We start from the raw sequence: 6,974 nt of genomic DNA, 5'->3' as shown, positions 1-6,974 counted from the left end.
CTTCTGGACCGGCGGGCAGTAGCCGGTGTCGTTGCCGATGGAGTTGATCGTGGCGTTGTCCCTGGAGTCCCCGGCGTAGTCGATCTGGTTCGTGCACTTCATGCCGGGCTTCATGGGGGTGCCCTTGGCGGTGTCCTTGGCCTGGTCCTGGCCCTTGTCCTTGGCCGTGGGTGCGGAGGATTGCGGGGCGCTCGCGGAGGCGGAGGGTGAGGACGAGGAGTCCTTCTCGCCGTCCTGACATGCGGTGAGCCCGAGCGCGGCCACAGCGATGATCGCGGCGGCGGCGGCCTTACGGGCGTGGCGGTTGTGGCGGAGGGCGGTGCGGTGCGACATGGTCTTCCCCGTTCTCGCGATGTGGTGTCTCGCGACGTGGTGTTCGGGCTCGTGAGAACAAGACTGTCGGCCGCCGCTGTTGATCCGCCGCCGTACGGCTAACGCTCCACTAATGCCCGGGGCGGGCCGTCGTCGAAGTGGTGTGGCTGCCGAGTGCGGTTAGGTTAGGCAAGCCTAAATTCCTGCTCTATGCTGCGGTGCCATGAGCTGGTGGCAGCTGGTCGGGGTGAGCCTTTTCTGTGCTCTTGTGCTGGTGGTGCTGTTCGCCGCGGTGATCGTCGGTGGGCTGCTGGTGGCCAGGGACGCGCTGGTCGACGACTATCCGGCCGCGATCCGGGAGCGCTATGGCGCGCGGAGTGCGCGGGGGGAGCGGGCGGCCGGGGTCATGGGGGCGTTGAACGCGGTCGTCTTCGTCGCCGTCCCGGTCGTCGGCCTGGTGGATCTGCACGGTCGGGCCGACGGCGGGCTCGGTTTCTGGCGCGCGTTCGTCTTCGGGGGTCTGGTCTGGCTCGTGCTCGTCCTCTTTGACCTGGTGGTTCTGGACTGGTGGCTGTTCTGCACGGTCCAGCCCCGGTTCATGGTGCTGCCCGGGACGGAGGGCATGGCCGAGTACCGGGACTACGGCTTCCACTGGCGGGTGCTCGTTCCCCGGCCCGTTCCCTGGCCGCTGCTGACGGTCCTTGGGTACGGGGTGGTCGTCGGTGCTGTCTCGGCCCTGGCCGAGGCGATTTTCTGAGTGGTCGGCCGGAGGCGCCGGTATGGATTTCCCTTAGCGGCCAGAACGACGTAGAGTTACATCCATCGACGCGGGGTGGAGCAGCTCGGTAGCTCGCTGGGCTCATAACCCAGAGGTCGCAGGTTCAAATCCTGTCCCCGCTACTCAGGTATCGAGGGCCCGGCACTTCTTCAGTGCCGGGCCCTCGGTCGTTCGGTCACGCCGAGGGCCCCGCCGCCGTCAGCGCGCGACCTTCCAGCTCACCGGGCGCTTGGTGTCATCGCCTGTGCTGTACGTCACCATCGACGGCCGTATGCCGTTGGGCACCAGGAACACCTTGCACAGGGAGACCTTCGCCCCCACCGCGAAGTCGTCCGGATCCTTGCCCGGGCAGGCCGTCACCTCGGTGTCGCCGGTGATCAGCGGCTGGTCGTCCACACCGGCTGTGTCCTCGAGGCCGGTGGGGGTGTTGAGGAAGGGGTAGTGGAGGGAGTTCTCGCCGATGTTCTCGAACGTCATGGTGACGTAGTACGGCCGGGCGGTCCGTACGTCGGACGGCTTCACACCCGCCGTCCTCAGCTCGGCGGGGGTGCCCTTGCGCACGCTCACCGCCGTGACCCGCAGGGCGCCGCGCATATGGTCCGAGCCGCGCTTGTAGGTGACCGAGGTGGGCTCGCCGAGCCGGATGGTCCTGCCGCCGTCGCTGTCGGCCGCCATATCGGCCCGGGTCGCGGGCTGCCGTCGGCCGGACGCGGCGCTGCCGTCCTCGCAGCCCGCCGTGGCGAGGGCGAGGAGGGTGACGCCGAGGGCGCAGACGAGAGCGGTCCCGGATCGGGCGGCGGCGCTGGGCGGGCGGTTGAGCATGGACGGTCCCCCGGTGGTTGGTGATGGTCGATCGGTGACGACGTCGAGCGAGTGGTGACTGCCGTAGATGAATACGCCGGTCACGGAGCGTCAGTTCACCTTCTCGGTTCCCCCTGTGGTGATCTTGCTACCGCAGATCATCATGGGCGTGACAAAACCACTGGTCCAGGCTGTGATCAACTCAAGGCGAGAGCTTGGGACGAGGCTGTAGCAATACGCCCGGGGCAACTACCGTGATCCGTATGGACGATTCCGCCGCGGCGTCGGTACAGCGGTTCTGGCAGGAACTCGGGCTGCCCGGACTCATCGATGTGCACACCCACTTCATGCCCCAGCGCGTACTGGACAAGGTCTGGGCCTACTTCGACGCCGTCGAACCCCGCTGGCACATCACCTACCGCGCGGAGGAGGACGAACGCCTCGCGACGCTACGGGCGTTCGGGGTGCGGGCCTTCACCTCGATGCTCTACCCCCACAAGCCCGACATGGCGCGGTGGCTGAACGACTGGGCGGCCGATTTCGCCGCCCGTACGCCCGACTGTCTGCACACCGCGACCTTCTTCCCCGAGCCCGGGGTGGAGGAGTACGTGCGCGCGGCGCTCGAGGGCGGGGCGCGGGTGTTCAAGGCCCATGTGCAGGTGGGGGCGTACGACCCGGGCGACGCGCTGCTCGACCCGGTGTGGGACCTGCTCGCCGGGAGCGGGACGCCCGTCGTCATCCACTGCGGCTCGGGGCCCCACCCGGGCAAGTACACCGGACCGGAGCCGGTGGGGCGGGTGCTGGCCCGTCATCCTCGGCTGCGCCTGATCATCGCGCATATGGGGCTGCCGGAGTACGCGGACTTCCTGGGGCTGGCGGAGCGGTACGAGGGGGTCCACCTGGACACCACGATGGCCTTCACCGACTTCACCGAGGGCCGGTGGCCGTTTCCGCGGTCGGAGCACGGGAGGCTGGCCGCCCTGGGGGACCGGGTGCTGTTCGGGAGCGACTTCCCCAACATCCCGTACGGATACCGGCATGCGCTGGACGCGCTGACGCGGGTCGGGCAGGACGAGGAGTGGCTGCGCGGGGTGTGTTACGGGAACGCGGCGCGGCTGTTCGGGATATGAGGGGTTGTGGCTGCTCCGGATGCGCCCGTTTTGGACAGAGCACGGCTCTTCCGGATGCGGCTCTTGCCGATAAGGGGCTCGCCCGGTGCCCGCGTCGGCACCGGGCGAGGGGGCCGCGGGGGTCGGTCAGCCCTTGTCCAGCGGCAGCGCCTCGGCCAGCGTGCGCCACTCCTCGCGGGGGAGAGCCTGGCCGTCGCTCACCACCTGGATCGCGATGTGGTCCGCGCCCGCGGCCAGGAACTCGTCCACGTGCGCCCGGATCGTCTCCGCGTCGCCGATCGCGTACATGGCGGCGAGGAGACGGTCGCTGCCGCCGTCCGCGAAGTCCGCGTCCTCGAAGCCCAGTCGCTTGAAGTTGTTGGTGTAGTTGGGCAGCGCCAGGTAGCGGCCGAGGTAGTCGCGGGCGGTGGCGCGGGCGCGCTCCGGGTCCGTGTCGAGGACGACCTTCAGCTCCGGCGCGAGCACGGCCTCCTTGCCCAGGACCTCGCGGGCCTTGGCGGTGTGCTCCGGAGTGACGAGGTACGGATGCGCGCCGGCCGCGCGGTCGCGGGACAGCTCGAGCATCTTGGGGCCGAGCGCGGCCAGGACCCGCTGGGCGGCGGGGACCGGGGCCGGGGCGGAGTCCAGCCCGGTCAGGTACTCCGTCATCGCCGTGTACGGGCGCTGGTAGCGCTCACCGGCGAGCGCGCTGTGGCTCACGCCGAGGCCGAGGAGGAAGCGGCCGTCGTGGGCCGCGTTGAGCGCGGTGTGCCGCTCGGCGACGTAGGCCGCCTCGTGGTCCCAGATGCTCAGGATTCCGGTCGCGACGGTGATCCGGGAGGTGGCGTCCAGCAGGACTCCGGCCTGGTCCGGGCTGGGGCTGCCACCGAGCCAGATGGCGCCGTACCCCAGCTCGTCCAGTTCGGCCGCCGCCTCGCTGACCTGCTCTGATGGGGCGAAGTCCGTCTTGAGGGCCGCGGTCCAGATGCCGATCTTGCCAAGTGCGGGACGAGAAGTCATACAGGGGGAAGCCGGAGAGTCCTTCCGGATATTCCGTGGCCCCCACGGCTTTTCCGGGCCCCGGATCGGCTGTTTTTCGCCTCCCGGCCGGTCTCGTCCTGACCTCCACAGGATTCTCAGGTAATTCACAGGCAGCCGAAAGGGACCTCTCAGGGCCCGCTCGGAGGGTGGAGGTCATGATGCCGACCTCGCCTCATGGGCGTACCGAGCTGCTGCGCCCCGACGGGAGCCCCGTCCGGGTGCTGGTTGTGGACGACGAGACGGCGCTCGCCGACCTGCTGTCGATGGCACTGCGCTACGAGGGGTGGGAGGTGCGCACCGCGGGTGACGGCGCGGAGGCGATCCGGACCACCCGTGAGCTGCGCCCGGACGCGGTGGTCCTGGACATCATGCTGCCCGATATGGACGGGCTCGCCGTGCTGGGGCGGCTGCGCCGCGAACTGCCCGATGTCCCGGTGCTGTTCCTGACCGCGCGGGACGCGGTGGAGGACCGGATCGCGGGGCTGACGGCGGGCGGCGACGACTACGTCACCAAGCCGTTCAGCCTGGAGGAGGTCGTCGCCCGGCTGCGTGGGCTGCTGCGCAGGTCGGGGGCGGCGGCCGCGCGCAGTGAGTCGGTGCTGGCCGTCGGCGATCTGATCCTGGACGAGGACAGCCACGAGGTGTCGCGCGGGGGACAGGAGATCCATCTCACCGCGACCGAGTTCGAGCTGCTGCGCTATCTCATGCGCAATCCGCGCCGGGTGCTCAGCAAGGCGCAGATCCTCGACCGGGTCTGGAGCTATGACTTCGGCGGCCAGGCCAACGTGGTCGAGCTGTACATCTCGTATCTGCGGCGCAAGATCGACGCGGGGCGCAGTCCGATGATCCACACCCGGCGGGGCGCCGGGTATCTGATCAAGCCCGGGGAGTAGACACCGTGGCGCATCCCCCGCCCCGGCCACCCCGGGACCCTGACCTGCCCGGCGTCTCCGAGCCGCCCGGTGCCGCCGGGACGCCCGGTGCCGCCGGTGCCCCCGGGATGCCCGGTGCCTCCCAGCCGCCCCCGGGAGCGGGCGGGGGCGCGGGAGCGGCGCGGGGGCGTGCGCACGCCCGGCGCGCCCAGCGGGCGGGACGCGCTCAACGAGCCGGGCGCGCTCAGCGGGCCGGGCGCCGCCCCTGGTCCCTGCGCACCCGCCTGGTCGTCTCGGCCGTCGCGCTGATCGCGGTGGTCTGCGCGGTGATCGGCTCGGTCACGACCCTCGCCCTGCAGTCGTACCTCCAGGGCCAGGTGGACGACGATCTGCGCGCGTCCGTCGGGCGGTTCCTGAACAAACCGGGTCCGGGGGGCGGACTCCCCCGGGACGATGTGCTCTTCGTCGCCTCGCCCGGTCAGCCCATCGGCACGGTCGGGGCGCGGTTCGGCCAGGACGGCGAGGTCTCCCTGTCCGGCAAGAGCAATGACTCGCCCATGACGAACGAGGTCGACGCCGAGAGCCGGGTGGACTCCCTGACCAGCGGTCAGCAGAAGGCGATCGCCGCCGTCCCGCTGGACGGAGACGTGCACACCGTCGATCTCCCCGGCCTCGGCGGCTATCGGGCGGTGGCCCAGTCGGACCACCGGGAAGGCGGCATCATCCTCGCCTTCCCGCTCGACCAGACCCAGGAGACGGTCAACACCCTCATCCTCGTCGAGGTCTGTGTGGCCGCGGCCGGGCTGGTCGCGGCCGGGATCGCCGGGGTCGCGATGGTCGGCATCTCGCTGCGCCCGCTGCGCCGGGTGGCCGCGACCGCGACCCGGGTCTCCGAACTCCCCCTGCACAGCGGCGAGGTGGCGCTGCGCGAGCGCGTCCCGGCCTCGGAGGCCGATCCGCGCACCGAGGTCGGCCAGGTGGGCGCGGCGCTCAACCGCATGCTCGGCCATGTGGAGTCGGCGCTCGCGGCCCGCCAGGAGAGCGAGACGCGGGTACGGCAGTTCGTCGCCGACGCCAGCCATGAGCTCCGTACGCCGCTCGCCTCCATCCGCGGCTACGCCGAGCTGACCCGGCGCGGCCGGGAGGAGATCGGGCCCGACACCCGGCATGCCCTCGGCCGGGTCGAGTCCGAGGCCGGGCGGATGACCGGGCTGGTCGAGGATCTGCTGCTGCTGGCCCGGCTGGACGCGGGACGGCCGCTGGAATGCGCGGAGGTCGATGTGTCCCCGCTGGTCGTGGACGCGGTCAGCGACGCGCGGGCGGTCGGCTCGGACCACGAGTGGCGGCTGGAGCTGCCCGATGAACCGGCGGTCGTCTTCGGCGACGACGCCCGGCTGCGCCAGGTGCTGGTGAACCTGCTCGCCAACGCGCGGACGCACACTCCGGCCGGGACCACGGTCACGGCGCGGGTGCTGTGGGGCGGGCCGTACCCCTCGCCGTATCCGGCGCCGTACGGCCTGTCCCACGGCGTCTCCTACGGGGTGCCCTCAGGGGCGTCCCCCGGGATGCCCTACGGACCTCCGCCCGGGGCCGCCGGGACCGGTGGGCCCCATGGGCACCGTAAGGGGCGCGGCTCGCCGCACGCCCAGGCGTACGCCGAGCCGTACGTCCAGCCACACGCCCAGCCCTACGCCCCGCCCTACGGCTCCCCGTACGCGGCCGCCCGCGCCGCCGGGGCCTTCGGCCCGCCGCGGCCGCCCTCGTACGTCTCGCTGGAGATCGAGGACGACGGTCCTGGCATCCCGCCCGAGCTGCTGCCGCATGTCTTCGAGCGGTTCGCGCGAGGCGACGCCTCGCGCTCCCGCGCCGCGGGCAGCACGGGGCTCGGCCTGGCCATCGTGCACGCTGTCGTGGCCGCGCACGACGGGCGGGTGACGGTGGACAGCGTGCCCGGGCGCACCGTGTTCGGCGTCCACCTGCCCGTGCACCGGGCCGTTCACCAGGCCGTGACGGACTCACAGGCAGGTCACAGGCTGACCACACAGCCGTGACAGCGCCGCT

Annotated in this window: 7 protein-coding genes and 1 tRNA gene; 5 read left to right on the top strand and 3 right to left on the bottom strand. The window is 71.4% G+C overall.

What is annotated here, in order from left to right:
- Positions 1 to 333 (bottom strand): hypothetical protein (locus JK364_RS39320; protein ID WP_201856192.1); only part of this gene is annotated, 333 nt, incomplete at its 3' end.
- A gap of 202 nt (positions 334 to 535) precedes the next feature.
- On the opposite strand from JK364_RS39320, the gene JK364_RS39315 reads away from it, so the two are divergent.
- Positions 536 to 1,069, top strand: a complete 534-nt coding sequence (locus tag JK364_RS39315) for a hypothetical protein (RefSeq protein WP_201856191.1) — start codon at positions 536 to 538, stop codon at positions 1,067 to 1,069.
- A 69-nt stretch (positions 1,070 to 1,138) separates the two neighbouring features.
- Positions 1,139 to 1,212 (top strand) — tRNA-Met (locus JK364_RS39310).
- A gap of 76 nt (positions 1,213 to 1,288) precedes the next feature.
- Here the strand turns inward: JK364_RS39310 and JK364_RS39305 are convergent.
- Positions 1,289 to 1,996: a hypothetical protein gene (locus JK364_RS39305; protein WP_307841511.1), complete on the bottom strand. Its 708-nt coding sequence runs from the start codon at positions 1,994 to 1,996 to the stop codon at positions 1,289 to 1,291.
- A gap of 158 nt (positions 1,997 to 2,154) precedes the next feature.
- Here JK364_RS39305 and JK364_RS39300 point away from each other — a divergent pair, with 158 nt between their 5' ends.
- Positions 2,155 to 3,021, top strand: a complete 867-nt coding sequence (locus tag JK364_RS39300) for an amidohydrolase family protein (RefSeq protein ID WP_201856190.1) — start codon at positions 2,155 to 2,157, stop codon at positions 3,019 to 3,021.
- A 126-nt stretch (positions 3,022 to 3,147) separates the two neighbouring features.
- Here JK364_RS39300 and JK364_RS39295 read toward each other — a convergent pair whose 3' ends face one another.
- Positions 3,148 to 4,020: an LLM class F420-dependent oxidoreductase gene (locus JK364_RS39295; protein ID WP_201856189.1), complete on the bottom strand. Its 873-nt coding sequence runs from the start codon at positions 4,018 to 4,020 to the stop codon at positions 3,148 to 3,150.
- A gap of 176 nt (positions 4,021 to 4,196) precedes the next feature.
- On the opposite strand from JK364_RS39295, the gene JK364_RS39290 reads away from it, so the two are divergent.
- Positions 4,197 to 4,934 (top strand): response regulator transcription factor, encoded by a 738-nt coding sequence (locus tag JK364_RS39290; protein ID WP_230993170.1) that lies wholly within the window; start codon positions 4,197 to 4,199, stop codon positions 4,932 to 4,934.
- A gap of 5 nt (positions 4,935 to 4,939) precedes the next feature.
- Positions 4,940 to 6,964 carry a sensor histidine kinase gene (locus JK364_RS39285; RefSeq protein ID WP_201856188.1) on the top strand — a complete coding sequence of 675 codons (2,025 nt, stop codon included), beginning with the start codon at positions 4,940 to 4,942 and terminating at the stop codon, positions 6,962 to 6,964.
- Positions 6,965 to 6,974 lie beyond the last annotated feature (10 nt).

This window comes from Streptomyces endocoffeicus, from assembly GCF_016741935.1.
Taxonomy (GTDB): Bacteria; Actinomycetota; Actinomycetes; order Streptomycetales; family Streptomycetaceae; genus Streptomyces; species Streptomyces endocoffeicus.
Note: the sequence above shows the minus strand (reverse complement) of the source record. Positions and strands in the feature narration are given on the sequence as shown.